A 25697-nucleotide genomic window follows, 5' to 3' on the forward strand; every position below is an offset into this window, starting at 1 on the left:
CCGATATTGCGGCTTGTGGTTGATGGTGCCCGGAAGCCGCAGCATTTTGGTGACCGACCAGCCGCCTTTGTCACCCCCGTCCTTCGCCCAGATGTTGCGCGATATTTGCTCGGCGATGTCGCCTGGCGAAACCTCGCGCCATAGCCAAATACCCTGAAATCGGCCCGGCGATGTCGCCCACAAGATGTTGGGCTGAGGGTCGTAGGCATCGGGATCGGCATCATCGATATCGCACCACGCACACCGGCTAGGCAATGCGAGCGCCATGCGCCTGTGCGGTCCTGCAAAGGCGTTGGGACAAAAATAGATGTCGAAGCGATCGGCAGGATGTGCCGCAATGATCGCCGCGAGTTTTGCACCCCTGTCGCCCCTGATCGCGTGATCGCGCCAACGATCGCCACGACGGGTGGCGATGAAGGTGTAGGCGCGGGGTTCATAATCCCACAGGTCCACAAGGAACCGGATTGCCGCCTCAGTGGCGGCGCGACTTTGTTTGCCGGTCGTCAGCGGCCGGTAGCGCCACGGCATCACCGCCGTGCCTCCTTGGCGAGGCGGGCGAGATGTTCTTCGACTTCCCGTAGATTCCAATAGACTTTCTGACCAATGCGGAAGCGGCGAGGAAAAAGGCCCTTTTTCTCCCAGGCGTGAAGCGTGGACCTCGCGACACGAATGCCGCACCGGCAGCGCAAGCCGTCGGTGTCGATAACCAGTGGATTTTGCATATTTTTGGCTCCTTTCATCGAATGGAGCCAAGGCAGATATACCTATTCGAATGCTTGTTCCGGGGGTGTTTCCGGCTCAGAAACCTCCCTTGACAGGGTGCGGTTTCCCAAATGGCCGATGATAATTCGCGCCAAGTCTCTCAGGTCCTTTTCGTCAGGATGCTGGTCATGCATCAGGTGGTAGTGATCCTGCACGGCGGCGACCAGCGCGCTTGGCTTGCGTAACGTTAGATCATCAAGGGCAAGTTGCCACGCAAGGCAGCAGATTTCACGCCAGTCATGTGTGACCGACTTGCGCGCGGTCGACGGACGCAATGTGTCGAGGAATCGCGTCAAATCGGAGCGCCCGATGAAGAGAACGTCCCATTCCTCGGGCGCCCATGTGAACTGGCTTCGAGGGATATCAATGCGGAAAAACGGCTTGGAGAGCCGCTGCCGGTCCAGATCGGTATAAGCGCCCTCATCGTCCTGTCCAAAGGCGCGAAGGCGGCCTCCGACCAGCCATTCAAAAATGCGCTTGCTGGCTGTCTCTGCACGATCCCATGCCGCAACGTTGTTCGCCTCTGCACGGGGTTTCCCAAGCTCATCAAGATCGGTACGTCGCCAGTCGTCAATCAGCTTCGACCCAATCAGGTCGGTGGCGTCCGCAAGACACAGATAGTCGCCAAACGATGCTGGCCCCGCCGAAATATCAGGCAATTTGTTCAAGGAACGCTCCCCATTTCTCCAGCGCGACGCGCTTCTCGTCGGTATAGCCATATCGGTTGTAAACCGCAGCCACCCCGGAAATCTCCCCGCTGATGTGGTTCAGGACTTTCTCGACGATGTGCGGCGCAACGCCCGCCCGCGCCATGCCTGAGGCCGCCGTGCGGCGAAGGTCATGCAGCCGCCAGCCCGATGTGCTCGACTCTTCCGAAATGCGCCGCAGCATCTTCGAAAACCCGCTGACGGGCGTTCGGCGGTTGGTACTGAACACAAGGTCGCAGGCGTCGAACACCGGCACCGCATCGAGAACACGCATGGCGAATGGCGTCAGCGGCACGGTGTTCGCCTTGCCGTTCTTCGAATATTCCGCCGGTATCTCCCACACCGCCGCATCGCGATCGATGTGGCTCCAGCGCATTTCCGCTAGCTCGCCGCGACGTTGGGCGGTGGCGAGCAGGAGCAGGACGAACGGGCCGAAAGGGAACGGCTCCGCCTTCGAAGCCTTCACGATGCGCGCGACCTCATCATCCGACAAAACCCTGTCGCGGGCGCGCTCCCGGCTGGGTGCGCTGATCCCGAGGATCGGATTGGCGTCGATCAAGCCCCGCTGCGCGCTCCAGTTCAGGAATTTGCGCGTGTGGGCGTGGATACGATTCGCCTGATAGAGCGCGCCGCGTTCGCTGGCCGCATCCACGATCCCCAATATATCCACCTTCGTGATCGACCGGATATCACGCTGGCCAAGGACGGAGACCAGTTCGCGGTTCAGGATGCGTTCGGCGGCTTGGTAGCTCTTGTTGCGAGGCTTGGCATAACTGCGAATGAAATCCGCGACCGCCTCTTCGACGCTGGTGATCGTCCGTCGCCGCTGTTGGGTCGGGTCAACCCCTTCCTCGATCAGCCGCAGGATATCCATCGCCTTCTCGCGGGCTTTCGCCAGCGGTGTTGCGGGGTATGTGCCAAGGACTTCGCGGCGCTGTTCGAGACCCCAGCGATAGTTGTAGACGAAGGTCTTTCGCCCCCGCGTCGTGATCCTCACGCCGAAGCCGGGGAAACTCGCATCACGGATATCAACCCGCTTCACGCCTGCCTTCGCCGTTTCCAAGAACCTGTTCGATAATACTCTTCGCACGGTCGCCATCCTTTCGATGGCAACCTAATAATCACCGATTTCCGTATTTCTCAAAGAAATAATCTGCCGTGGACAGCATGATGCGGAAAAGTTCATCCTGACACAGAATTCAACAATGCCTATAATCCGCAATCGACCGGGGGGTCTATTGGATCGAAAGCCCATGCAGTTGCACGCACCACCTTCCGCGACACTATTTCTTGGTTTTCAGAGTCACGTAATTTCGTGATTTCTGGCAATGGTCGGGAATCTCCCGGCTGTAATGTTGTCGAATGCCCCTCTCATGCCGCCTTTCTACGACCGCGCTTCGGTTTGGGTGCGGCGGTACGCTCTGCCCTAATGCGTTCCAGCAGGATGGTGGCGGGTTCGTCGGCTGGGTCTTGTGGCACCAGCTCACCCTGGAAGGCTTTGGCGAGAATGGTCTGATCGAGATGGTCAATCAACTTGCGGGCGCTGGTCGCGTCGGCGGCGAGGCGATCGATCCATGAAAACGCCACGGTAACACGTCGAGCGATTTCCCGCTGTTCCGCTAGACATGGAAGCGGTATAGGAGTTGTCAGAATATCATTCGAGCTAATGTGTGGCAGGTCGCTTCCGGTCGCCTGCGTAACAGCATGCTCGATGAAGTGCTGGCTATTGATGAGGTGCCAGACATAATCTGGCTCAACCAGTTCTGAGGGCGCGTATCGCGCCACACGCTGGACAAGCAAGCATCCGGCGTCCTGTGCCTCAATTCGCGCGACCTTCAAGCCAGAAGAGATTACCGGGCGATCCATTGCGATCACGATATCTCCCGCATCAAGGCTATACGCCCGATATTCCTCTGCTAGCTCTACAGGTAGCCGAGCTTCGTCATCCCATGTGATCTTGCCGGGGGCGATGTTCGCACCTCTCAACAGTCGAACGCCATCTGGTGCATACCACTTGCTTTTGTAGGCATAACCAACTTGCAGACGGCCAACATCGGCAAGCTGAGCATCGAACCAGCCAGTTGGTACTGGAAGTGCACCCACCGCACGATTGACATGCAGCCGCGAGCCCCGCCGGGCATTCAGATAAGCCTCTCGCTGGGCTTTGAGCGAGGCCAGTTCATTATTGCTCCAGCTAGCTGAACGATTCTGCTCGCGCCAATCCCGCGTCAAGTCGCCCCGGAAGGCGGCGGCGAGGACGGCTTGTTTGTATTTCTCGACGAGGCGCGGGATGTGGTCGAGGTGGTCTCGGGCGCGTTTGGATTTCCCGGTTAAGCTGTCGATCTTCGCCACGATCCGCCGCTGTTCGGGGAGTGGAGGAAGAGCGAACGTTTGTTCTTTTAGGAAGTTGGCAGGCACGCGCCGTTGACCAACGGCCCCTGTCATCAATGCTTCGGCGTCGTTCCGAAACGATTTTTGCCGGAGGTAGCGCCATATAAAGTCCGGCGAGATGTCCCCTAAGGGCCGCACCACATGAAATTCAGTTGAACCGCAAGCCATGCCATTTTCTAGGCCGCGCGCTACTGCGATCTTCCCGTTTTCCATGCAAGGCGTGATCTTAGCGAAGATCACATCTCCGTCGCGGAATTGAGTGTAGCCCTTCGATACTTCGGCAAACGGCCGGATCGAGGGACTGACTATTTCCCCTTCGGTGTCGCTGACTGCGGGCATCGGTACAAACGAGATATGCGTATCGGCAGCAACATCACCAAGGCGGCCGGGATTAATCTCCGCCAAATCATCGAGGGTGGTTTCTGCCCACCCATGTGGCAAATGGTTCATTCCGCTGCCTCCGCGATGGCAACGGCCTCCTCAACACTATCCGGCTCCAGTTCCTCCGAAAGCGTTTCAATCTCCTCTAGCGCGGCTTTAAGGTGCCCGATGATGGCGGCAGCGATATCCTCCGGCTCGGTCAACGCCTCCTCGGCTTCCGCCTCGGTATCACGCAGCCAGGTGATATCGAGATTGTCGTTGCGACCAGCGACGACCTCCCGATCGAACTTGCGCCAGCGGCTGTCCTCGCCCTGATCCTGCCGCTCAGTCCCCCCATTGGGATCGGAACCATATACGACCTCGAAATCAGCGAAATCGGCAACGGTTAAAGGGCGGGTCTTACCGAAAGCAGGCATGTTCGCCCGCATATCATAAACCCAAACAGCCTTGGTGTTGCCCTTGTCATTCTTGCCGCGCTGGAAGAACAGCACGTTAGTCTTGACGCCCTGGGCGTAGAAAATGCCGGTCGGCAGACGAAGGACCGTGTGGAGGTCGCACAGGTCCATCAGCCATGTGCGCAGGCGGCGACCTGTGTTGTCCTCAAACAGCACATTATCCGGTACCACGACAGCGGCGCGGCCGCCCGGCTCCAGCGCGCGGACGATATGCTCGACGAAGGCAAGCTGCTTGTTCGACGTGTCGGCGGCGATCGAGAAGTCTGATCGGGTCGGACGACCGCCGCCCTTCTTAGTGCCGAACGGCGGATTGGTCAGGATGAGATTGGCTTTCGGCAGCGCCTCGCCATCGGGCGACAATGTATCGATATTCTCGACGCCGCCTTCGATGCCGTGCAGCAGCAGGTTCATCATGCACAGGCGATGCGTATCGGGCACCAGCTCTGCCCCTGCGAATGCGTTGTGCCGCTGGAAGAAGGCTTGCGCCTCCGGCAGCTTATAGAGGTCGTCGGTGTGATCCTTGATGTAGCGATCAGCCGCGACGAGGAAACCCGCCGTTCCCGCCGCCGGGTCCTGCACAATCTCCCCCGGCTGCGGTTGCATCAACCGCACGATGCAATCGATCAGCGGACGCGGCGTAAAATACTGGCCTGCGCCCGATTTCTTGTCGGAAGCATTCTTCTCCAATAGCCCTTCATAGAGGTTGCCCAAGCCCTCTTCGCGGGCCGAAAACCAATCGAGCTGGTCGATGTTGGAGGTGAGCGCCTTGAGATTGGTCGGCTTGCGGAGCCGGGTTTGCGCATCGGTGAAAATGGCGCTGACCAGCCCATCCTTCGCCTTGCCGAGTTCGAGCAGCATGGCTTTGTAGTAATCAAGCTGTTCCATCCCCTCACGCTTGGCGAGGATGCCCCAGCGATAGCCCTCCGGCAGGCGATCTTCCTTGCCAGTTTCCTCCAGCATCTTGAGGAACAGAAGGAAGGTCAGTTCAGTGACATATTCGTTATAGGTGACCCCATCGTCGCGCAGGACGTTGCAGAGGCCCCAGAGCTTGGCGACGATATCGGTGGTCGTGGTCATTTAGGCGGTCTTCTTCCACAGTTCTTCGTTGATACCGGCAAGGATGCTTTCAAGCTCCCCGCCGAACACCTTATTGAGGCGATTAAAGCCGCCATCGGCGACAAACGGCTCCTTGTCGATGGCTTCGCGGTCCACCACGATCTCTTTCGCGATCTGCTCCCCGATCCGGTTCAGCCAGCGCTTTTGCGGTTCGGTCCATTGGCGGCTGGACATGATCGCTCGCATGGCCGCGCGCACCCGATCGTCATACGGCACCAGCGGATCGCCGAGTGCCGCCTGCCTCACGAAACCGATGATCGATGCGGCGATATCCTCATTCTTCGCATCGGCCCAGGCACGGCGCAGATTGGCATCGGAATAGCCCTCGCGGTCGAGCGCAAGGCGCAGTTCCTTGAGGTCGGCGCGGGTCAAATCACGTGGACGTTGGACAACGAGCTTCAACGCAGCGATCTTGTTCACATTGTCGCGCACAAAGGCCGCGAAGCTATCGAGGAAATCTTCCGGTTTCTCCGCCTCGCCATAGCCGCGCGTCACGCCGATGATCTCATCATCGTGATGCGAGATCGGCACGAAGCGCGGATTGTCGCCATCGGCCTCCCAATCGAGGATCGGCCCGATCGCAGCGCGATCCTTCAACCATGCGGCAAGGCCGGGAGCATCGCCGGACAGCACACGTTGCAGCATCGCTTCCGGCGTTTCGCCTGCAACCGACTCGAACTGCTGGCGGGCTTCGTCAGTGAGCTTATTGAGGCGGCGGCGCAGCTTCACGGCAAGCTGTTCGCGGATCGTCTCGCGCTGGGCATCGTCGGACGCCTCGGTCATCTCACGGACAAGCTGTGCAAAGCTGATCGACGGGTTGACCACGACTGGCTTCATGTCGGTCAGGTTCTGGAGATGCGGATAGAGGTCCACCGCGTCGAAGATGCGGAACACCTCCTTGCCGATCTCATCGCAGCGGCGCGTCGCGCGTCCGATCATCTGTTCATAGAGGATGCGGCTGTTGACCCGGCGCAGGAACACAAGATTGGTAATCTTGGGGACGTCAATGCCGGTGGTGAGCAGATCGACCGTGACCACGATCTGCGGATTGGCATCGTTGCGGAACGACCGGATCAGGTTCTTCACCCGGTCCACGCTGCCGGTGATCTTCTTGACCGACGCATCGTCGATTTCGCCATAGGCTTCGGCAAACGCCTTCTTGATCGCGCCGACCACGATATCCGCATGAGCATCTGTCGCGGCAAAGATCAACGTCTTTCCGGGAAGCGCCGGATCGATGTGCCGCGCCAGTTCCTCGGCCACCACACGGTTGAATTCCGGGGTGATGACCTGCTTGTTGAACGCCTCGACCTCGAACCGGATTTCGTCGGGTGCATGAGCGAGATCGACTTCGCCGGTGCGGGTGTTCAGCAGGGGAAGCTCTTCATCCTTCTCGAACTTGATCCCGGCGCGCGCCAAGGCGGTTTCGATGCGGATTGGCGGCTCGTGATCGATCAGGAATCCATCGATCACCGCTTCGCGATAGGAATATTTGAAGATCGGATCGCCGAAGATTTCCGTGGTGTGCAACGCGGGGGTGGCGGTAAGGCCAACCTTCACCGCATCGAAATAGTCGAGCACTCGGCGATATTTGGAGATGTAGTCATCCTGCCCCCGGAAGCTCAATTCGGCGTCTGACATCTCACGGTCGAGCAGATAGCCCCGGTGGCATTCGTCGATCACCATCAGGTCATATTGATCGACGGGCGGTGCCTCAGACGTATCGGCGGCAAACAGCACGCGCTTCACAAGACCCTGAATGGTGCAGATATGGACCTTGGTTTCGACATCGGGCGCGACATCGCCCAGCCCCTTCAACCCGAAGATTTCAGCGAAGGTCTTGCCGGACACCACCTTTGTGGTCGAAAATTCCCCTTCGGTCTGATCGCCAAGCGCGCTGCGATCGACGACGAAGCAGATACGGCGGAACCGCTTGGCCGACAGCAGACGATAAAGCATCGCAATGGCGAGCTTGGTCTTGCCGGTGCCCGTGGCCATCGCGATGAGCATAGTACGCTGTTCGGCCGACAGCGCCTTTTCCACCGCACGGATGGCACTTTCCTGATAATGGCGCAGCGGGAAGCCGAACTCGAAAGGCTGTGCCTTCAATACGGCGTCAGCGGCATCCTGATCGACCTCCAACAAGCCCGACAGGCCATCGGGCGTCGGCCAATCGACCAGCGCACGGCGATGATTGGCGGCACGGCGCGTATCGCGGAACCAGATGCCGCTCTCGGTTTCGATTTGCTTCAGGTATGAGCGGCCGTTGGCGGCGAACACGAAAGGCACCTTGTGGTCGCCCCAAGGCCCACCAGCAAATGCGAAATCGGCGCTGTCTTTGATCCCCGCCGAGTAGCGTTCGGCCTGGTCGATCGCCGCCGACACATTCTTGCGCCGCCGCTTGGCCTCCACGACGCCGACCAGCGTGGTCCCGACGAACAGAGCATAGTCGGCTGGCCCGCTTGCCGTCGGCCATTCCGCAATTGCCATGTTGCGGCCCTTGGCTGGACGCACACCGGCACTGTAACGCAGCGAGCCGGTGTCGACCTCCCACCCACGATCGCGAAGCTGCTGATCGATAAGGGCGCGGGTTTCCGCCTCGTCCAGATCGATTTTGGCGGCGGCCTGCTCCCCCAGCTCAACGAGGGATACAAGCTCCATGCGTGGGGCAGCTTCCGCCGTGGCCTGTAGCGCTGCAAGCTTTTCCGCAATGGCGGCCTTTTCGGCCTCGACCTCCTGCGCCAATGCTTCCCACGTCGCCCGCTCTTCGGCTTCGCGTTTCAGCCGTTCCTCACTTGCCTCACGCGCACGGGCGTGTTCCTCCGCTTCCCGGCGAGCACGCGTTGCAGCATCTTCGGTGTCCGCGACCTTGTGGCGGAGCGCTTCGATTTCTTCGCGGAGCGCGGCTGTGGCATCGACCGGTTCGGGCGGCGGAACGAACGCGCCAGCAGAAAAGGCCGCGTCCCGTCCGTATGTCCGATGAAACCAGATGCCGAGGGACCAAGCGAATTTGAGCGCGGTCAGTGCAGTGGCATGATTGCCCTTTACTTCATGCACGGCGGTGTTGCCCGCCTTGCGGAGCGCATGGAAAATGTCCGCGGCTTCTTTCGGAATGAGCCGGTCATAGGACAGCCGCCGCAGCGTTTCCTCAAAGCTCTCCCGCTCGTCGCGGTATACGGCGTGATGGGCGGCTACCAGCTTAGTCATCAACTCGGCGAACTGGCGCAACTTGACGATCGCCGTCGAGGGATCGTCGCGGAAATAGCGTTCCGCGAGCCCTCCCAGCGTTACCAAACGCCCGTCGTGCTTGGCCAGAAAGTCGAAGTTAAGTGATTCCATTCGCCCCCCGCCTGAACCTCCTAGCCGATCACTTTAAAAATGTCTTTGCCTTCAATAGGTCACGCAAAAGGAACGACACCATAACTGTGAAATTCGGCGCGGGGATTTATTCCAATCGCGCCGCCAGTCGCACCATTAGGTCCATACGCTCATGAAAAATGGCCACCACAAGGGCGGGCGCATCATCGCGCGGCAGGCAGAAGATATAGTGATGCTCGCAACGGACCATCCGCAAACCCTGATAGAGCGCCGACATGTCTTTGAAGAAGCCCTCGCCCGCCGCGACGCTTTCCATACCCGCTTGCAGCTTGGCAACATAGCTGCGGGTCTGCGCATCACCCCATTGCTTGCGCGTATAGCGGATAACGTCGCGCAGATCGGCTTCCGCCGCCGCCGACAGAACATAGCCGACGGTCAAGCGCGGCTATCCCGGCCCAGCTCTTCATCAACGATGGCATCAACGCTCTTGGTGGACACGCTGCCCGCCAAGCCTTCGGCGATCCGTTGGCCCAGCAGAGTTTTCAATTCCTGCCACGCTGAATCTTCCCCCGCATCGGCGGAAAACAGGCGCTCAATGGCATATTGCTTGATCGTCTTGCCCTGCAATGCCGCCAAGGCTTTTAGACTTTGGTGCTGCTGGTCGGTAATATCTATGGTCAGTCGACTCATGGGAACCTCGCATATCGCTCGATCCCCACATTACCACAAATGTGCATTTGTGGTAACCCGTCGATATGGCGCTCCCAAGCCTCGCTTTGCAGCTATCCAAACAAGGCATTTTTAGGGCATCAGACGCGTGCAATTGAATGAAACAGAGTGAAATCGATCCGAACGCATCACTACACCAAAGATTCGCATTGCCAATGCGTTACGCTACAAGATCGAACAGAATAATACAGTAAAATCAGACACTTAGTGAAACTCTTAATCAGCGGGTCCTAGGTTCGAGCCCTAGTGCGTCCACCAAATTCCACAATAATTACAGCTACTTACCCCATACGGGGATCGCTCCTACATGCTGCCACGAATGTCGTGTAAGAGCAGTGTAAGAATGCGGGGTTCTCTACTCCTCGCACCACGCTCCCTCGGCCGTGACCTTGCCTCCTTCAATAGTCGCGAAGCATCCGGGATTGTATCGCGTCGCATCGCAGACCCCCATCGCTGTCTGGCCTGGTTCCGGGAGACGTGTTTGCGGGTCACCATCGACGCTCAAGAGGCATCGCCCCTGACAATCGGCGCTGCCGGTGCACGTTTTTCCGCCGTCGGTGAAGCGCATTTGACAGATGGGGTAGCCGAAAGCGCTGCGGCTCTCATATCCTCCGCCGGCCACGCACATCTGGCGTTCCGTTGAGCTAAGCTTCGGCGGTGTAGCGCAGCTTCCTAGAAAGATTGCCGTGCTCATCACGACCAGCGGCAGTGCTCGGGACATAATCATCGAAGCAACGTCTCATGATACGATGCTTGCAGCAACGGGGTTCGTTAGCAGTATATCGTGGCAGCACCCCACGCCCGAAGGCGTAGGGTGCTGCCAGCGTCAGGGCGGAAGGAGGTGTCGCCTACCCCCGCTGCGACCAGGCTCTGGGGCGCTCCCGAGGGGGACTGACCACCAAGTGGCACATCGCGGTCGACACGTTCGGCCGTCCCGTCCGCTTTATTCTCACCGGCGGCAACGCTAGCGACGCGCGGTCCGCCATCCCGTTGCTGAGCGGCCTCGATGCCGTTCATGTTATCGCCGACAAAGCCTATGACGGCCATGCCATCCTCGACCACATCGAGGCCACAGGCGCGCAGCCGATCATCCCGCAACGCACCTGCATGCCCCGCAAACGGGCGTTCGATCCCGTCAAGTACAAGCTCAGAAACCGCATCGAGCGAACCATCGGCAGGCTCAAGCAACTCCGCCGCATCGCAACCAGATACGACAGAATCCCTCAAAACTACCTTGCCAGCCTTCACCTCGCCGCGCTCTCATTCTGGTACTGAATGTCGATTCAGCCTAAGGGTCAAGACTTGCTGATCAGAGCCAGAATATGACGCTGGCAGCGAAGGCGATGGCGGAAAAGACGGCGGTTGGGCACGTTCGTAGCGTCTGGCGACCCGCCACCAGTCCTTCGGTTCAGCCCGTTCAGAAAACGCTCTAATTCTCCGCGGCGATCAGGTTGAGCGCGGCGTCGACCGCCCTGGTTGCCGATGCATCGTCGGGCATGTCGTTCGCATAGGCGGCGAACACCAGCGTCTGGCCGCTGGCGGCGGTGAGGAAGCCGGCCACCGCATTGGCCTGGTTGAGCGTGCCGGTCTTGGCGAACACCCTGCCCTCCAGCGGGGTGCCCTTGAACCGGCGCGACAGCGTCCCGTCGACCCCGCCGACCGGAAGCGTGGCGCGGAACGCCGCACCCCATGGCTGCTGTGTCGTCCAGCGCAGCAGCGCCACCGTCGCGCGCGGGGTGACGCGATTGTAGTTCGACATCCCCGATCCGTCGGAGAGATCATAGGACCAGCGCGGCACGCCGATGCCGGTCAGCATCGCCCGCATCGCCACCTGTCCGTCGGCGATCGATCCGCTGCCGGCGATGCGCGAGACCCGGCGCAGCAACAGATCGGCGTGGAGGTTCTGGCTGACCTTGTTGGTCAGCGTGAGGTCTTCCGCCAGCGGGGGCGGCGTCAGCCGGGCGAGCGGCACCGGCAGCGGCGCGGCGGCGGCGGGCGCCGCGCCCCGGATCGCCGGATCGTCGGCGGGCGCGAGCGGGCGGTGGCGCACGTCCACACGCCCCTTTACCGTCACGCCGCGCTCGATCAGCAACGCCTTCAGCCGCGACGCGGCGAAATCGGCGGGATCGTCGATGCCCAGGCGCAGCGTGTGCGTGTCGCCGACGGCGATCGTCCCATCGATCACCATTGCCCGTGCGTTGACCGCGCGCGCAAACCGGATCGCGGTCTTTCCGCCCGACGGCACCGTCGTCACCCGGTTGTCGATCGTATAATAGGGAAAGCCCGACACCAGCGCCGGCTGCCCCGCCTTGCCGGGACGGACCTCGATCGCCAGTTCATTGTCGTCGATCGTCAGTGCGGAGATGGCGGTGCCCGAACGCGAACCGATGTTGTTCCAGCTCATCCCCGGACCCCAGCGTTCGTCGGGGAACAGCGTGTCGTCGCCGATCACATCGCCCACGCGCCGCGTCGCCGCCGCCACGGCATCGGCCAGCGTCGCCAGGCAATCGACCTTGCAATCGGGCGCGCTCGACAGGCGCGCGTCGCCATTGCCTTCCAGGATGACGTCGCCGCCTTCCAGCCGCACCGCCGCGCCGCCGGTGGCGTCGGGCTGGTCGATCGCCGGCATCCGCGCGAACGCCAGCGCGGTGGTGTAGATCTTGGTGTTCGAGGCGGGGACGAAGCGATCGTCGGGCGCCAGCGCGACGATCTCGCGCCCTTCCAGCGTCGCCACCACCAGGCCGAAGCGCGTGCCGGGGCCCTGCTGGTCGCGCAGCATCGCGGCGACCCGTTCGGGCAGCGCGGGCGGGTCCGCCGCCACGGCGGGGGCGGCGGTGGCCAGCGCCAGCGAGAAGATGAGGCTAGCGGTCGTCCGCTGAGCGATAGACGGCTTCATCAAGCTCTCCTTCCCAGCGCGCGACGGTGGTCGCCACCACCAGATTCGCGCTGGCGCTGGGGACGGTGCGGGTCATGTCGAGCAGCCGGTCGAACGGCAGCACGAAGCCGACCACCAGCGCGGTCTGTTCCGGCGACACCCCGACCGCCGACAGCACCGCCGCCAGCATGAACAGCGACGCCGACGGCACGGGCGCGGTGCCGAACGACGCCAGCGCGCCGGTCAGCAGCACCATCGCATAGACGGTGAGCGTCATCGGCACGCCGAACGCCTGCAATGCGAACAGGCTGAGCAGCCCGACGTACATCGCCGTCCCGTCCTTGCCGATGCTGGCGCCCAGCGGCAGCACCGTCGAATAGACCGATCGACCGACGCCCAGATTGTCGCCCGCGACGCGCATCGCCACCGGCAGCGTCGCGCCGCTGGAGGCGGTGGAAAAGGCGATCGCCAGCGCATCGATGATGCCGCGAAAGAACGGCAGCACCGGCAACCGCGCGAGCAGGCGCAGCACCAGGCTGTGCACCACCGCCATCTGGATCAGCGATCCCACCACCACCGCGATCGCCAGCCAGCCGATGTTGACGAACACCGCCGCGCCGTTTGCGGCGACGGCGTTGGCGATCAACGCGAACACGCCGAACGGGGTCGCCTCCATCACCAGCCCGACGATGCGCAGCAGCACCGCCGACATCGATTGCAGCACCGCCGCCAGCGGCCGGCCCGCATCCCCGGCCAGCACGGTGCCGACACCGACCATGATCGCGACGAAGATCAGCGCGAGCATGTCGCCCTTGGCCAACGCTTCGACGATGTTGAGCGGGATGATGCCGATCAATTGCTGATAGGGCGTCACCGCCGGCCCCAGCGCGTGCGCGGTCGCCGTGCCCAGCGGTGCGCCGACGCCCGGCTGGATGATCGTCGCGACCAACATCCCCACCGACACGCCGACGAAGGTTGTCAGCGCGAACAGCCCGACGGTGCGGCCGCCCAGCGTGCCCAGCCGCTTGGGATCGGCCAGCGTGGTGATCCCGGACGCGATCGTCACCAGCACGATCGGCGCGACCAGCATCCGGATGGCGCGGACGAACAACTCCCCGATGAACGCGACCGACGGCGTCGCGCTGGGCCATATCAGCGCGAACAGCAGGCCAAGCGCCAGCCCGCCCAGAACGCGCTTCCACAGCGCGATCGCAAACCAGGCGCGCATCACGCGCAACTTCCCTTGGGCGTCACATGGTATAGCGCGCGACCGGCGGCGACGCCGGTCGTCTTCCCATTGTCGATCGCGATCCGCCCGTTGACGATCACCGTCCGCACACCCGACGCGAACAGTTCGGGCTGGTCATAGGTCGCGCGCGACGCAAACGTCTTGGGATCGAACACGACGACGTCGGCGAAGGCGCCGGCGCGCAGATGCCCGCGCCCGGCCAGGCCAAAGGTGTCCGCGGTCAGCGACGTGCTGCGTTCGATGAACGCGCGCAGCGTCAGGACATGGTCCTGCTTCACGTACTTGTCGTATTTGCGCGCGAACGTGCCGTAGACGCGCGGGTGGCCGGGCGACGCGTCGGAACCGGTCATCACCCACGGCTGGCGCATGAAGGCGGCGATGTCGCGCTCGCTCTGGTTGAACGAGACGACGCCGGGATCCTGGACCCGGATGGTGGTGATCGCCGCCGCGACCGGGTTTTGTTTCAGCCGTGCCGCGACCTGCGCCAGCGTGCGCCCCTTTTCGGCGCCCTCGGTGATCAGCAGCTTTTCCGGGCCACCGCGCTTGCGCAGGTTTTCGGTGATGTCCTTGGCGAGCCGCTCCTGAAGCGAGCGATCGTCGAAGCGGCGCAGCAACGCCTGCCGCCCGCCGTCCTGCGCCCACAGCGGCATCAGCGACGCGACCAGGCTGGTCCCCGACGCCGACCACGGATATTGGCTGGCGGTAACGTTCTGACCGGCCCGGCGCGCCGCGTCGACCTTGGCGATGATCGCCGGTGCGGTGCCCTCGACGTCGACGCCCAGCGCCTTGATGTGGCTGATGTGCGCGGGCATCCCGGCCGCGCGTCCGATCTCGATCGCTTCGTCGATCGCGGCCGCGAGCCCGACGGTATAGCTCGATTCGTCGCGGATATGACTGTCGTAGACACCGCCGCGCGCGCCTGCCTCACGCGCCAGCGCCACCACTTCCGGCGTCTTCGAGAAGCTTTGCGGCGCGTAGAACAGGCCGGTGGAAAAGCCGATCGCGCCCTGGCACATCGCGGTGGCGACCAGCGATTTCATCCGCGTCAACTCGGCGTCGGTCGGGTCGCGGCGCGCTTCGCCGATCACCTTCTCGCGCACCGGACCAAAGCCGACATAGGTGGCGTAGTTGATGCCGACCGGGCTGGTCCGTGCCCGCGCCAGCGTCGCCGCGACATCAGGGTCGCCGCCGCCGTCGTTGCCGATGAACGCGGTCGTCACGCCCTGCATCAGGAACGGCAGCACCAACCGCGTCCGCGCGTCCGGATTGGCCAGCATGTCGCCGGCATGGGTGTGCGGATCGATGAAGCCGGGCGCGACGATCATGCCCCTGGCATCGATCGTGCGTACGGGCGCGACATTCAGGTGTGGCCCGACGTCGACGATGTGGTCGCCCTTGATCGCGACATCGCCGGTGAACGGCTCCGCGCTGCCGGTGAAGATCGTGCCGCCCCGGATCACCAGGTCGACGCGATAGATCTTTCCCGGCGCCGCGCCGACCACCGTCGCCATGATCGCCCCGGTGGCGGCCAGCCGGCCGATCGCGCGTCTCGTGTAGGTTCCCCGCATCGGTGCATCCTTTCGGAGCTTGCGCAGGCGGTCAAGCGCGTCACCGATCGTTTCGCGGACCCGGTCTATAGCTGTGGGTTATATGTCCCTTGAGGTCTTCGGGATAGAAATAGATCGGGCGCAGGTCGCCGTCGGCATAGCGTTTCGCCTGATCCCCGAAGTGGGGTGACGCCGGATCGCCGCTCTCCCCGCCCGCCGAAACGCCCCAGGCGCGCACGCGCGGGCCGAACTCGACGATCGCGACGAAGCTGTTGCCGCTGGTGCCATACCAGCGCCGCGTACCCGGATAGGCCCGCGCCCCGAACGACGCGAGGCTGCCCCAGCGCGCCGACGCGAACGGCACCGGAATGCTGGGCCGGGCGTCATCGAAGGTCTGGACGATCGCACCGTCGTTGCGCTGGAAACGGTTGACCTCGCCCCACGCCACGCGCCAGCCGCCCCATTCGCGCTGGAGCCGGTCGACCGCGCGGTCGAGCGCCGCCAGCCGTTCGACCGGGGTGAGCCGGTCGGCCATCCAGTCATAGACATTGGCGCGTGCCGCGGCGGCCGGCCGCGCTGCGGTGGTCCACAATTCCTCGCCCCAGTAGTTGGCGAGCGTGGTCGGCTCTGACGTCGCCGACCAGCGCCCGTCCCACGGCCGCAGCAGCGCGACCGGCCCGGCCAGCCGAGCACGCAGCGGATCGTTCGCCGACAACCCCTCCCACGCCGCGACGAGCGGCGGGATCAGCCGGGTGAAGCCGGGCTGTGCCGGATCATAGGCGATCTGGCGCAGTCCCTCCGGCGTCAGCGCGCGCGCCTGCGCCAGCAGCGCGGTGGCATGGTCGCCACGCGGATTGGCGCCCGCCTGGTCTATGTAGCGCGGGAACGCCGCCGCGCGTGGACTGTCCGCCCCCGCCGCGCGCCACGGTGCGTCGTTGCTGTTGTACAGCCAGCCGCCGGAGGGATCGCGCACCTGCGGCAGCTTCGCGGTTGGGGTCAGCCCGCGCCAGTCGGCGGCGGGATCGCTGCCGTCGACCGGCGCGCGATAGTCGAGCGCCGGGCTGCGCACCGGCACGAATTGCGGGTGGAGCAGCGCGATATGGCCGTCGGCGTCGGCATAGACGGTGTTGTTCGACGAATTGGCCTGCCGCTCGGCGACCTTCAGATAGGTGGCGAAATCGCGCGCCTTGGTCCTGAGCCAGCTCTGTTCGAGCGCCGGCACCGGCTTGTGCATCATGGCAAAGGCGATCCACTTGCCCCCCTCCGCGCGGACGATCGGGCCGTGATGGGTGGCATAGGTGGTGAAGGTGCGGCTGGCGATGCTGCCGTCGCCGCGCCGATAGCGAACTGTCACCGGCTTGACCGTCACCGGGCGCAGCATCTTGCCGTGCCGATAGAAATGGCGATCGCCGACCGTCTCGATCGTCTCGGCGAATTCATCGACCGAATCGACCCCGCTGCTGGTGTGCATCCAGCCCAGCCGCTCATTGAACCCCTGATAGAGGAAGAACTGCCCCCAGGTGGACGCGCCATAGGCGTGCAGACCCTCGTCGCTCTTCATCTCCAGCTCGGATCGGAAGAAGAAACTGGTGTGCGGGTTGATCAGCAACAGCGCATGGCCGTCGCGGGTTAGCTTCGGCGCGATGGCGATGCCGTTCGACCCGCTCGGTTCGTCACTGTGCGGGCGTTCGAGAAGCGCGATCCTGGGCGGCGCGCCATAGAAGCTGGCGAGCTTGCGCAGATCAGCGCGTTCGATGTCGCCGCCGATGCTCCCTTCGGTGAACGACAGCGCCATCCACGGTTCGAACCGGGTGAGCACGCGCGGCTTCACCTGCGGGTGCGACGCCAGATAATAGTTCAGCCCCGCCGCCCAGCTATCCATGAGCTTGCGCAGCCACGCCGGGCTTTTGACATAGTCGGCTTTCAACGCGACGGGATCGACATAGAGGCGCTGGCGAAGATCCTGCCAGATCGCCTCCTCGCCCTCCGCCTCCGCGGTGCGTCCCAGCGCGGTAAGCAGATTGGCCTCGACGCGCGGGAAGTCATCCTCCGCCTGGGCATAGATCGCGCCGAACACCGCGTCGGCGTCGCTGCGGCCGTAGACATGGGCGATACCCCAGTCGTCGCGGGTGATCGTCACGCGGTCCGCCTCGGCCGGTCGTTGATCGGGCGCGGCGCCGATCAGCAACGACAGCGGCAGCAAAGCGACCAAGGCGAGGCGGTTCATGCGCGTATCTCCAGTTCGGGCAACGCCGCGCCCAGCCGCTCCAGCGCGGCGTCGAGCGTGGCATCCTCCTTGGCAAAGCACAGGCGGACCAGATGGGTAACGGGCGCTTCGGCGTAAAAGGCGGAGATCGGGATACCGACCAGGCCGGCCCGCTCGATCATCCATTCGCAGAACGTGCGATCGTCCATCGCGATGCCCGACGCGGCGAGATCGATCGACAGGAAATAGGTGGCGGCGCTGGGCGTTGTGCGCAGCCCGATCGCCGCCAGTCCCGCCGCCAGCCGATCGCGCGAACGCTGGAATCCCGCGCTGGCGCCCGCGATCCAGTCTCCATGTTTAGCCAGCCCCTCAGCCACCGCCCATTGCAGATTGGGCGGGGTGGTGAAGGTCAGGAACTGGTGCGCGCGCGCCAGCCCCTGCGCCAGCGCCGGGGCGGCGCACATCCAGCCGACTTTCCAGCCGGTGAGCGCAAAGATCTTGCCCGCCGATCCGATCTTGACCGTCCGATCGCGCATTCCCGACACGCCGATCAGCGGGCGGTGTCGGGCGCCGTCGAACACGACATGCTCCCACACCTCGTCACAGATCGCGATGACGTCTCGCCCGACGCAGAACCGCGCGATCGCCTCAAGTTCCGCCGCGCTCATTATTGTGCCGAGCGGATTGACGGGGTTGTTGAGGATGATGAGGCGGGTGCGCGGTCCGGCCACCGCCTCCAGCATCGCCTCGGTCACGCGCCATTCAGGCGGTTCCAGACGGACCAGCCGTGCCACCCCGCCGGCGCGCTCGACCAGCGGCAGATAGGCGTCGTACAGCGGCTGGAGCAGGATCACCTCGTCCCCCGGCGACACCAGCGCAAGGATCGCCGCCGCCAGCGCCTCGGTCGCGCCGGAGGTGACGATCACTTCTTCCGCGCTCAGGTCCAGCCCCTGCGCCGCGCGGTAATGATCGGCGACCGCCAGCCGCAGTTCGGGGATGCCGGCCATCGGCGGATACTGGTTCGATCGCGCGGTCAGCGCCTCTGCCGCCGCGCGCAGCACCGGCGCGGGGCCGGGACCGTCAGGAAAGCCCTGCCCCAGGTTGATCGCCCCGCTCGCCCGCGCCCGCGCCGACATCGCTTCGAAAATGGTGGTGCCGAGCGCGGCATAGACGGGGTTCATCGGCGGCATCCGAAAAAGGAAAATTGCGGGGACGGCGTAGCAACTCGGCATTGCCGGCGAAACCTGCGGCGCGCTATTCGCACGCCATGGCCTCCGATCCCCTTCCCGCGCCGGCGGTCCCGGTGGACCAGGCGAGCGCGGTCGCGGCGCTGATCGCGGCGGCGCGGCGGCTCGACCGGCGCGGGCTGGCGGCGGCGACATCGGGCAATCATTCGGCCCGGCTGGCGGACGGCAGCATCGCGATCACCCGGTCGGGCACGCACACGGGCCGGCTGACCCCGCTCGATTTCATGCGGATCGACGATGGCGGCGCCCCGATCGATCCGGGCCGCCCATCGGCCGAAACCGCGCTGCACCTGATGCTCTACCGGCGCTTTCCCGCGACCGGCGCGATCCTCCACTGGCATTCGCCGGGCGCGGTCGGCTGGAGCCGGGCAGCGCGCGACGACCGATGGGTATTCGCGGGGCATGAGATGCTGAAGGCGTTTCCGGGCGTCACCACCCATGACACGCGCCGCACCCTGCCGCTGGTCGACAACAGCCAGGACATGGCCGACATCGAATCCGCGCTGGCGCCGGTACTGGGCGCGGCCGACGCGCTGCCCGCGTTCATGATCCGCGCCCACGGCATCTACGCCTGGGGCAAGGATGTCGACGAGGCCGAGCGCGTCGCCGAGGCGATCGAATGGCTGATCGCCGCCGAACTGGCCGAACGGAGCTTTCGCGCATGACCGAGCTGACCCGCTTCGATGAAGGGGGCGGCGCGCCCGACCTCCACACCAGCGATCCCGATGCGATCGCGGCGGCGATGCGCTTGATCGGCGTGCGCTTCGAGCGCTGGCCGCTGCGCGCGCTTTCCGACGACGCGAGCGGCGACGAGGTGATCGCCGCCTATGCCGCCGACATCGCCCGGCTGAAGGCGGTGGGCGGGTACCGGTCGGTCGACGTGGTGCGGATGATGCCCGATCACCCCGACCGCGCGGCGGCGCGCACCAAATTCCTCGAGGAACATCGTCACAATGAGGATGAAGTGCGCTTCTTCGTCGCGGGCGAGGGGCTGTTCACGCTCCACAGCGGGGGCAAGGTCCACGCGCTGTTGTGCACCGCCGGCGACCTGATCTCCGTCCCCGCCGGGATGCCGCACTGGTTCGACATGGGGCCAAGCCCGCGCTTCACCGCGATCCGGCTGTTCGTCAATCCCGACGGTTGGATCGCGCATTTCACCGGCGACGATATCGCCGCGCGCTTCCCGCGCCACGAGCCGGTCGCGGCCTGAGCCGATGCCCGCGCCGCCCCGCGCCATCCTCCTCGATATCGAGGGGACGACCAGCAGCATCGCCTTCGTCGCGGAGGTGCTGTTCCCCTATGCCCGCGCGCATCTCGCGGATTATGTTGCGCAGCATCGCGAGGCGACCGCGCCATTGCTGGCCGAGGTTCCCGGCGACGATCCGGTCGCGACGTTGATCGAGTGGATCGACGAGGATCGCAAGGAAACCCCACTCAAGACGTTGCAGGGGATGATCTGGGCGGATGGCTATGCCGACGGCACGCTGAAGGGGCATGTCTATCCCGACACTCCCGACGCGCTGCGGCGGTGGAAGGCGGCGGGGGTGCCGGTCCACATCTATTCGTCGGGATCGGTCGCGGCGCAGAAGCTGATCTTCGGCCACAGCATCGCGGGCGACCTGACCCCGCTGCTGTCCGGCTATTTCGACACCCGCGTCGGCGCCAAGCGCGACGCCGGCTCCTACCGCGCCATCGCCGCGGCGCTGGACCTGCCCCCCGCCGCCATCCTGTTCGTGTCCGACATCGCCGCCGAGACCGACGCCGCGCGCGCGGCGGGGCTGGCCGCGCTGCTGATCGACCGCGCGGGCGATGCCGGCGACGTCGCCAGCCTGGCCGAGGTGTTGCCGTGATCCTGGAGGGGAAGCCCACCCGGTCGATCACCCGCACCGCCGACGGGCGCGGCGCGTGCATCCTCGACCAGCGGCTGCTGCCGTGGGAAGTGCGATGGGTCGAACTGCGCGACGCCGATCAGGCCGCGCGCGCGATCCGCGAGATGTGGACTCGCGGCGCGCCGATGATCGGCGCCACCGCCGCCTATGGCCTGGCGATGGCGCTGGCGGCGGACCCGAGCGACGACTCGCTGGCCACCGCCGACGCGATGCTCCACGCCACCCGCCCGACCGCGATCAACCTGCGCTGGGCGCTCGATCGGGTGGTGGAGACGGTGCGCCCGCTGCCGCCCGCCCAGCGCGCCGAGGCGGCCTTCGCCCGCGCCGACGCGATCTGTGACGAGGACGCGGCGCTGTGCCGGGCGATCGGCGAGCACGGGCTGGAATTGCTGCGGGCGCTGTACGCGCGCCATCCCGGTCGCCCGCTCAACATCCTCACCCATTGCAACGCCGGCTGGCTGGCGACGGTCGACTATGGCACCGCGACCGCGCCGATCTACCTCGCCCATGACGCCGGTATCCCCGTCCATGTCTGGGTGGACGAAACCCGGCCGCGCAACCAGGGCGCGCTGCTCACCGCGTTCGAGCTGGCAAACCACGGCGTGCCGCACAGCGTGATCGCCGACAATGCCGGCGGGCTGCTGATGATGCGCGGGCAGGTCGACGCTGTGATCGTCGGCACCGACCGCGTCACCGCCAACGGCGATGTCTGCAACAAGATCGGCACCTATCTGAAGGCGCTGGCGGCGTACGACAACGGCGTGCCGTTCTATGTCGCGCTGCCCTACACGACGTTCGATCCGGCGACACAGAGCGGCGACGCTGTGCCGATCGAGGAACGCGACGGCAACGAGCTGGCGTGGCTGACCGGCCCGACCGCCGACGGCGCGCTGGCGAGCGTGCGCGTCACCGCCTCCCCCGTCCGCAATCCGGCGTTCGACATCACCCCGGCCAGGCTGGTGACGGGCTATATCACCGAACGGGGCGTGCTCGACCGGATCGGATGATTATGTATGGCTGTACAACCATACATAATGTCACACGAACGCGGTCCCGTTCCGCCGCCCACCCTGATCGAGCAAAGCGTCGAGCAGTTGGAGGGTTCGCGACAGCCGCTCCCGCGACAGCCCCCCGCCGATTGAGACGCGCAACGCCGCCGTCGCATCGGCCGGATCGACCGCGAACGCCGCCGCCGGCACCACCGACAGCCCGGCCGGGCGCAGCGCGTTGACCACGTCGCCCGCCGCCACACCATCGGGCAGCGGCAGCCACAGATGGTATCCCTGCGGATGCGCCGCGAACGGCACCTCGCTTAAGATCTCCCGCGCCAGCGCCATCCGCGCCACCGCCTCCGCGCGCACCTCCCCCGCCAGCGCGTCGATCCCGCCGTCGCGCAGCCACAGGCTAGCGATCGCGGCGTTGAGCGGCGGCGCCATCACCGCCGTCTCGTGCAGGTCGGTCGCCAGCCGCCACGCGTGCCTGACCGACGGCGCGCGCAGATAGGCGATGCGCAGCCCCGGCGAGATCAGTTTCGACAGGCTGGCGACGTGCCACGTCCGCTCCGGCGCCAGCGCCGCGATCGGCGGCGTCGGCGCATCGGGCAGCCGGCCATAGGCATCGTCCTCGATGATGGTGAGGTCATGGCGCCGCGCCACCTCCGCCAGCGCCGCGCGCCGCGCCGCGCCCATCGTCGCTGCGGTCGGATTGTCGTTGGTCGGCACGACGTACAGCGCGCGGATCGCCTGCGCGCGGCAATGCGCGTCGAGTGCGTCGGGGTCGATCCCCTCGTCATCGCCCGCCACCGTCACCAGCGGGATGCCATAACGCCGCGCCAGCGCGAGAAAGCCGGGATAGACATGGCGCGCGACCGCCACCGCATCGCCGGGCGACAGCACCGCCCCGACGATCGCGTGCAGCGCGTTCTGCCCGCCGCTGGCGAGCAACACCGTGTCCGCCGAAGCCTCGATCCCGATCGCGCGCAGCCACGCGGCGCCCGCCTCACGGTCCGCGACAGCGCCGCCGCCGGGCTGATAATGGAACCGCGCAGCCGCCGCCGGCCCGGTCAGCACCGTCGCGACCGCGCGCCGATAGCGATCGGCAAGCGTGCCGCCCAGCGGATCGGGGGGCAGGTTCATGCCGGTGTCGGGCGGCGCGGCATCGCCCGAGGCTTCGTCCGCCGCGGCCCCGCGCACGAAGCTGCCCCGACGCCCGCCGCCTTCGATCAGGCCGCTGCGGCGCACCTCGTTATAGGCCTTGGTGACGGTGGTGAGATCGACCGAAAGCCGTTCGGCCAGCGTCCTTTGCGGCGGCAGCCGGTCGCCCGGGCGCAGCGCCCCGCCGTGGATGTCGCGCGTCAGCGCGGCCGCGATCGCCAGATATTTCGGCCCATCTTCTCGCGACAGGTCTGGCGTCCAGTTTTGCATGTCAACGCCTTGCTTATGCATGTTGTATGTATGGCATACATTGAATATATGCGCTGGGCAATCCGCGACGATTCGCGGGCGCATGCAACAGGAAGACCCCATGGCCGAAGCCGCCGACGAATTGCAGCAGGATTGGCCCCGCCTCGATCCGGTGCGGACCGGGATCCGCGGCAAATGCCCGCGCTGCGGCCAGGGCGACCTGTTCGAGGGCTTCCTGAAGCTGCGCCCGCAGTGCGACCATTGCGGACTGAGCTACAGCTTCGCCGATCCGGCGGACGGCCCGGCCTTCTTCGTCATCTGCTTCGGCTGCGTGCCGGCGGTGACCTTTGCGCTGTTGCTCCAGATCTACGCCGATCCGCCGATGTGGGTCCACCTGGTGACGAGCCTGCCGTTCCTGATCGTCACCTGCCTGGCGCCGCTCCGCCCGCTGAAGGGCTGGCTGGTGTGCAGCCAATTCTTCTACCGCGCGCGCGAGGCGCGGCTGGTCAAGCCGTAGCGCGAGCGCCGCTGTTCAGCCGTCGATCCGTTCGTTCACAACCCGCCCTGCGGCCCTGGGTCCCCGGCCTTCGCCGGGATGACGGACGAAAAGAACGAAAGCCCGCCCGCCGCCGAAAGCACCGTAGCCCGGCCGGAACAACCCGCGCGCGCAGAGCAACACCCCGCGCCTCCGAACGAACAAAAGCCTTCGCGGCTTCGCGTGAACGCAATCCACCCGCCGCCGCGCGGCACCCGCCAGCCCTATTCCGCCCCGGCGCGCCCCGGCTCGCCCGCCCGGCGCGGAGCGTCTGACACCACGCCGCCGCCGGCCAGGTCGGTGACGAAATCATAGCGATCGCCGCGATAGGCGGATCGGGTGAACTCGACCGGGCGGCCGTCCGCGACGCGGGTCAGCCGCTCGATGCGCAGCACCTCGGCATTTTCGCCGATCGAAAGGATTCCCGCCTCGGTCGGGGTCGCCAGCGACGCGCGGATGCGCTGCGTGCCGGAGATCGGCCGCGCTCCGGTGGTCTCCAGCGCAGCATAGAGCGAATCGCCCAGCGCATCGAGATCGGGCAGGAAACTCGCCGGCACCACGGCATGTTCGATCGCGAGAGGCTCGCCGTCGGCCAGCCGCACCCGGCTCAGTCGCGCCACCTGCGCGCCCGCCGGAAGGTCGAGCATCGTTGCCTCCTCCTCGGTCGCGACGGCGTGGCGGCGCATGATCCAGATCACGCCGGGATCCTCCCCGCGCGACCGCGCCTCCTCGCTGAAGCTGCTCAGCACCGCGCCCGCCGCCTCGATCCGTCGCGCTACGAAGGTGCCCGATCCCTGCCGGCGAACCAGCAGCCCTTCGGCGATCAGCGTTTCGATGCCCTTGCGCACGGTGACGCGCGACATGCCGGTCATCTCCGACAGGTCACGCTCCGACGGCAGCGCGTGGCCGGGGCCGACCCCGCCGCTGGCGATATGATCGCGCAGGTTGCGGGCGAGCTGCAGGTACAGCGGCGTGCTGTCCGACTGCGAACTTCCCAGTTGGTCACGCATCGCCAGCCTCGATCGCGGCGCGCAGATTATGGTGGTGCCGCAACAACGTCGCGGCGGCGCTGTCACCGTCCATGCCCCGCGCGATCAGGATCGCGCGCGCGATATCGTTGCCGGCATGGGTCAGCGCCGCACCGGCGCGTTCGGCGGAGACCTGCGCGACGTCGCGGACGATGGCGTTGGCGCGCCCCTGCAACTTGACGTTCGATACGCGCATGTTGACCATCAGCCCGCGATAGACCCGCCCCAGCCGCAGCATGATCGCGGTCGACAGCAGGTTGAGCGCGACCTTCTGCGCCGTCCCCGCCTTCATCCGGGTCGATCCGGCGACGATCTCGCTGCCGGTATCGGCCAGGATCGGGTGTTCGGCCCCGGCCAGCAGCGGCGTGCCGGGATTGTTGGCCAGCCCGATCGTCAACGCGCCGGCCGCGCGCGCCGCGTCGATCGCGGCGACGGCATAGGGCGTGCGCCCGCTCGCCGCGACGCCGATCACCACATCGTTCTGTCCAATATCGGCGGCGGCGATTTCCGCGCGCGCCGCCGCGTCGTCGTCCTCGGCGCCTTCGGCGCTGTGGGCAAGCGCGTCCATTCCACCGGCGAGCAGGAACACCAGCCGCTCGTCCGGCCAGCTATAGGTCGGCGTCAATTCCACCCCGTCCTGCACCGCGACGCGGCCCGACGTGCCGGCGCCGACGTAGACCAGCCGACCGCCCTCCCTTAGCCGCGCGGCGGCGGCATCGGCGGCGGCGGCGATCGCCCCGGATTGATCCTTCAGCGCGGCGATGGCCGCCATCTGCCCCTCCAGCATCGCCTCCACCGCCAGTGCGGTCGGCCAGCGATCGAGATCGGCATAGCGTGGGTCCACCGTTTCGGTCGTCATT

22 protein-coding genes and 1 pseudogene are annotated in these 25697 nt (G+C 65.3%); 6 read left to right on the forward strand and 17 right to left on the reverse strand.

The genetic code is table 11. The features are described from left to right. From VNR91_RS02785 to VNR91_RS02825, 9 genes are all read right to left on the reverse strand, one after another. A partial coding sequence (locus tag VNR91_RS02785) for a DNA-primase RepB domain-containing protein (protein WP_325489266.1) occupies positions 1-528 on the reverse strand: 528 nt, incomplete at its 3' end. Further along, positions 528-722: a helix-turn-helix transcriptional regulator gene (locus VNR91_RS02790; protein WP_325489267.1), complete on the reverse strand. Its 195-nt coding sequence runs from the start codon at positions 720-722 to the stop codon at positions 528-530. The genes VNR91_RS02790 and VNR91_RS02785, both read right to left, overlap by 1 nt. Before the next feature lie 42 nt (positions 723-764). Then, the gene (locus VNR91_RS02795) at positions 765-1430 is read right to left on the reverse strand and encodes a hypothetical protein (protein WP_325489268.1); all 666 of its coding nucleotides are present in this window, start codon (positions 1428-1430) and stop codon (positions 765-767) included. Next, the gene (locus VNR91_RS02800) at positions 1414-2532 is read right to left on the reverse strand and encodes a site-specific integrase (RefSeq protein ID WP_325489269.1); all 1119 of its coding nucleotides are present in this window, start codon (positions 2530-2532) and stop codon (positions 1414-1416) included. Before VNR91_RS02800 ends, VNR91_RS02795 begins: the two co-directional genes overlap by 17 nt. Before the next feature lie 308 nt (positions 2533-2840). Then, a complete protein-coding gene (locus VNR91_RS02805; protein ID WP_325489270.1) occupies positions 2841-4310 on the reverse strand; it encodes a restriction endonuclease subunit S in 1470 nt (489 codons plus the stop codon). Next, positions 4307-5773: an N-6 DNA methylase gene (locus VNR91_RS02810; protein WP_325489271.1), complete on the reverse strand. Its 1467-nt coding sequence runs from the start codon at positions 5771-5773 to the stop codon at positions 4307-4309. Before VNR91_RS02810 ends, VNR91_RS02805 begins: the two co-directional genes overlap by 4 nt. Beyond that, complete coding sequence (hsdR, locus tag VNR91_RS02815; protein ID WP_325489272.1) at positions 5774-9151, reverse strand: type I restriction-modification system endonuclease; 3378 nt, start codon at positions 9149-9151, stop codon at positions 5774-5776. It lies immediately after the preceding gene. Positions 9152-9257: 106 nt separating this feature from the next. After that, positions 9258-9569 carry a type II toxin-antitoxin system RelE/ParE family toxin gene (locus VNR91_RS02820; RefSeq protein ID WP_325489273.1) on the reverse strand — a complete coding sequence of 104 codons (312 nt, stop codon included), beginning with the start codon at positions 9567-9569 and terminating at the stop codon, positions 9258-9260. Continuing rightward, positions 9566-9820, reverse strand: coding sequence for an antitoxin (locus tag VNR91_RS02825; RefSeq protein WP_325489274.1), 255 nt, complete (start codon positions 9818-9820; stop codon positions 9566-9568). The genes VNR91_RS02820 and VNR91_RS02825 overlap by 4 nt, the downstream gene beginning before the upstream one ends. Before the next feature lie 900 nt (positions 9821-10720). On the opposite strand from VNR91_RS02825, the pseudogene VNR91_RS02830 reads away from it, so the two are divergent. After that, positions 10721-11134: pseudogene (locus VNR91_RS02830) on the forward strand (IS5 family transposase); the annotation flags it as partial. A gap of 154 nt (positions 11135-11288) precedes the next feature. Here the strand turns inward: VNR91_RS02830 and dacB are convergent. The 5 genes from dacB to VNR91_RS02855 are packed head-to-tail and all read right to left on the reverse strand — an operon-like array spanning position 11289 to position 18917. Next, complete coding sequence (gene dacB / locus VNR91_RS02835) at positions 11289-12755, reverse strand: D-alanyl-D-alanine carboxypeptidase/D-alanyl-D-alanine endopeptidase (RefSeq protein ID WP_325489275.1); 1467 nt, start codon at positions 12753-12755, stop codon at positions 11289-11291. After that, positions 12721-13962, reverse strand: a complete 1242-nt coding sequence (locus tag VNR91_RS02840) for a dicarboxylate/amino acid:cation symporter (RefSeq protein ID WP_325489276.1) — start codon at positions 13960-13962, stop codon at positions 12721-12723. Before VNR91_RS02840 ends, dacB begins: the two co-directional genes overlap by 35 nt. Further along, the gene (locus VNR91_RS02845) at positions 13962-15551 is read right to left on the reverse strand and encodes an N-acyl-D-amino-acid deacylase family protein (RefSeq protein WP_325489277.1); all 1590 of its coding nucleotides are present in this window, start codon (positions 15549-15551) and stop codon (positions 13962-13964) included. Before VNR91_RS02845 ends, VNR91_RS02840 begins: the two co-directional genes overlap by 1 nt. Before the next feature lie 40 nt (positions 15552-15591). Then, the gene (locus VNR91_RS02850) at positions 15592-17757 is read right to left on the reverse strand and encodes a penicillin acylase family protein (RefSeq protein WP_325489278.1); all 2166 of its coding nucleotides are present in this window, start codon (positions 17755-17757) and stop codon (positions 15592-15594) included. Beyond that, positions 17754-18917 (reverse strand): aminotransferase, encoded by a 1164-nt coding sequence (locus tag VNR91_RS02855; RefSeq protein ID WP_325489279.1) that lies wholly within the window; start codon positions 18915-18917, stop codon positions 17754-17756. The genes VNR91_RS02850 and VNR91_RS02855 overlap by 4 nt, the downstream gene beginning before the upstream one ends. A gap of 86 nt (positions 18918-19003) precedes the next feature. Here VNR91_RS02855 and mtnB point away from each other — a divergent pair, with 86 nt between their 5' ends. From mtnB to mtnA, 4 genes are read left to right on the forward strand one after another with little or no spacing between them, the layout of a single operon-like run. Then, positions 19004-19648 carry a methylthioribulose 1-phosphate dehydratase gene (gene mtnB, locus VNR91_RS02860; RefSeq protein WP_325489280.1) on the forward strand — a complete coding sequence of 215 codons (645 nt, stop codon included), beginning with the start codon at positions 19004-19006 and terminating at the stop codon, positions 19646-19648. Next, the gene (locus VNR91_RS02865; RefSeq protein ID WP_325489281.1) at positions 19645-20193 is read left to right on the forward strand and encodes a 1,2-dihydroxy-3-keto-5-methylthiopentene dioxygenase; all 549 of its coding nucleotides are present in this window, start codon (positions 19645-19647) and stop codon (positions 20191-20193) included. Before mtnB ends, VNR91_RS02865 begins: the two co-directional genes overlap by 4 nt. 4 nt (positions 20194-20197) lie before the next feature. Continuing rightward, positions 20198-20833 carry an acireductone synthase gene (gene mtnC / locus VNR91_RS02870; protein ID WP_325489282.1) on the forward strand — a complete coding sequence of 212 codons (636 nt, stop codon included), beginning with the start codon at positions 20198-20200 and terminating at the stop codon, positions 20831-20833. Continuing rightward, a complete protein-coding gene (gene mtnA / locus VNR91_RS02875) occupies positions 20830-21879 on the forward strand; it encodes an S-methyl-5-thioribose-1-phosphate isomerase (RefSeq protein WP_325489283.1) in 1050 nt (349 codons plus the stop codon). The genes mtnC and mtnA overlap by 4 nt, the downstream gene beginning before the upstream one ends. A gap of 30 nt (positions 21880-21909) precedes the next feature. Here mtnA and VNR91_RS02880 read toward each other — a convergent pair whose 3' ends face one another. Continuing rightward, positions 21910-23295, reverse strand: a complete 1386-nt coding sequence (locus VNR91_RS02880) for a PLP-dependent aminotransferase family protein (protein ID WP_325489284.1) — start codon at positions 23293-23295, stop codon at positions 21910-21912. Between the two features lie 100 nt (positions 23296-23395). On the opposite strand from VNR91_RS02880, the gene VNR91_RS02885 reads away from it, so the two are divergent. After that, entirely contained in the window at positions 23396-23791 is a 396-nt protein-coding gene (locus tag VNR91_RS02885) for a DUF983 domain-containing protein (RefSeq protein WP_325489285.1), read from the forward strand. 242 nt (positions 23792-24033) lie between these two features. Here VNR91_RS02885 and VNR91_RS02890 read toward each other — a convergent pair whose 3' ends face one another. Together VNR91_RS02890 and VNR91_RS02895 are read right to left on the reverse strand one after the other, a co-directional pair. Beyond that, positions 24034-24819, reverse strand: coding sequence for a GntR family transcriptional regulator (locus VNR91_RS02890; RefSeq protein WP_325489286.1), 786 nt, complete (start codon positions 24817-24819; stop codon positions 24034-24036). Next, positions 24812-25696, reverse strand: a complete 885-nt coding sequence (locus VNR91_RS02895; RefSeq protein WP_325489287.1) for an N-acetylmuramic acid 6-phosphate etherase — start codon at positions 25694-25696, stop codon at positions 24812-24814. Before VNR91_RS02895 ends, VNR91_RS02890 begins: the two co-directional genes overlap by 8 nt. Between the last annotated feature and the right edge of the window lies 1 nt (position 25697).

Origin of the sequence: Sphingomonas sp. (genome assembly GCF_035555815.1) — a bacterium.
Lineage (GTDB): Bacteria > Pseudomonadota > Alphaproteobacteria > Sphingomonadales > Sphingomonadaceae > Sphingomonas.

Bases quoted from the DNA above. Each gene is read 5' to 3' on its own strand.
- VNR91_RS02790 (WP_325489267.1), bottom strand. From the start codon at position 722: ATGCAAAATCCACTGGTTATCGACACCGACGGCTTGCGCTGCCGGTGC.
- VNR91_RS02805 (WP_325489270.1), bottom strand. From the start codon at position 4,310: ATGAACCATTTGCCACATGGGTGGGCAGAAACCACCCTCGATGATTTG.
- VNR91_RS02810 (WP_325489271.1), bottom strand. From the start codon at position 5,773: ATGACCACGACCACCGATATCGTCGCCAAGCTCTGGGGCCTCTGCAAC.
- hsdR (WP_325489272.1), bottom strand. From the start codon at position 9,151: ATGGAATCACTTAACTTCGACTTTCTGGCCAAGCACGACGGGCGTTTG.
- VNR91_RS02825 (WP_325489274.1), bottom strand. From the start codon at position 9,820: ATGAGTCGACTGACCATAGATATTACCGACCAGCAGCACCAAAGTCTA.
- dacB (WP_325489275.1), bottom strand. From the start codon at position 12,755: ATGAAGCCGTCTATCGCTCAGCGGACGACCGCTAGCCTCATCTTCTCG.
- VNR91_RS02840 (WP_325489276.1), bottom strand. From the start codon at position 13,962: ATGCGCGCCTGGTTTGCGATCGCGCTGTGGAAGCGCGTTCTGGGCGGG.
- VNR91_RS02845 (WP_325489277.1), bottom strand. From the start codon at position 15,551: ATGCGGGGAACCTACACGAGACGCGCGATCGGCCGGCTGGCCGCCACC.
- VNR91_RS02850 (WP_325489278.1), bottom strand. From the start codon at position 17,757: ATGAACCGCCTCGCCTTGGTCGCTTTGCTGCCGCTGTCGTTGCTGATC.
- VNR91_RS02855 (WP_325489279.1), bottom strand. From the start codon at position 18,917: ATGAACCCCGTCTATGCCGCGCTCGGCACCACCATTTTCGAAGCGATG.
- mtnB (WP_325489280.1), top strand. From the start codon at position 19,004: ATGGCCTCCGATCCCCTTCCCGCGCCGGCGGTCCCGGTGGACCAGGCG.
- VNR91_RS02865 (WP_325489281.1), top strand. From the start codon at position 19,645: ATGACCGAGCTGACCCGCTTCGATGAAGGGGGCGGCGCGCCCGACCTC.
- mtnC (WP_325489282.1), top strand. From the start codon at position 20,198: ATGCCCGCGCCGCCCCGCGCCATCCTCCTCGATATCGAGGGGACGACC.
- VNR91_RS02880 (WP_325489284.1), bottom strand. From the start codon at position 23,295: ATGCAAAACTGGACGCCAGACCTGTCGCGAGAAGATGGGCCGAAATAT.
- VNR91_RS02885 (WP_325489285.1), top strand. From the start codon at position 23,396: ATGGCCGAAGCCGCCGACGAATTGCAGCAGGATTGGCCCCGCCTCGAT.
- VNR91_RS02890 (WP_325489286.1), bottom strand. From the start codon at position 24,819: ATGCGTGACCAACTGGGAAGTTCGCAGTCGGACAGCACGCCGCTGTAC.
- VNR91_RS02895 (WP_325489287.1), bottom strand. From the start codon at position 25,696: ATGACGACCGAAACGGTGGACCCACGCTATGCCGATCTCGATCGCTGG.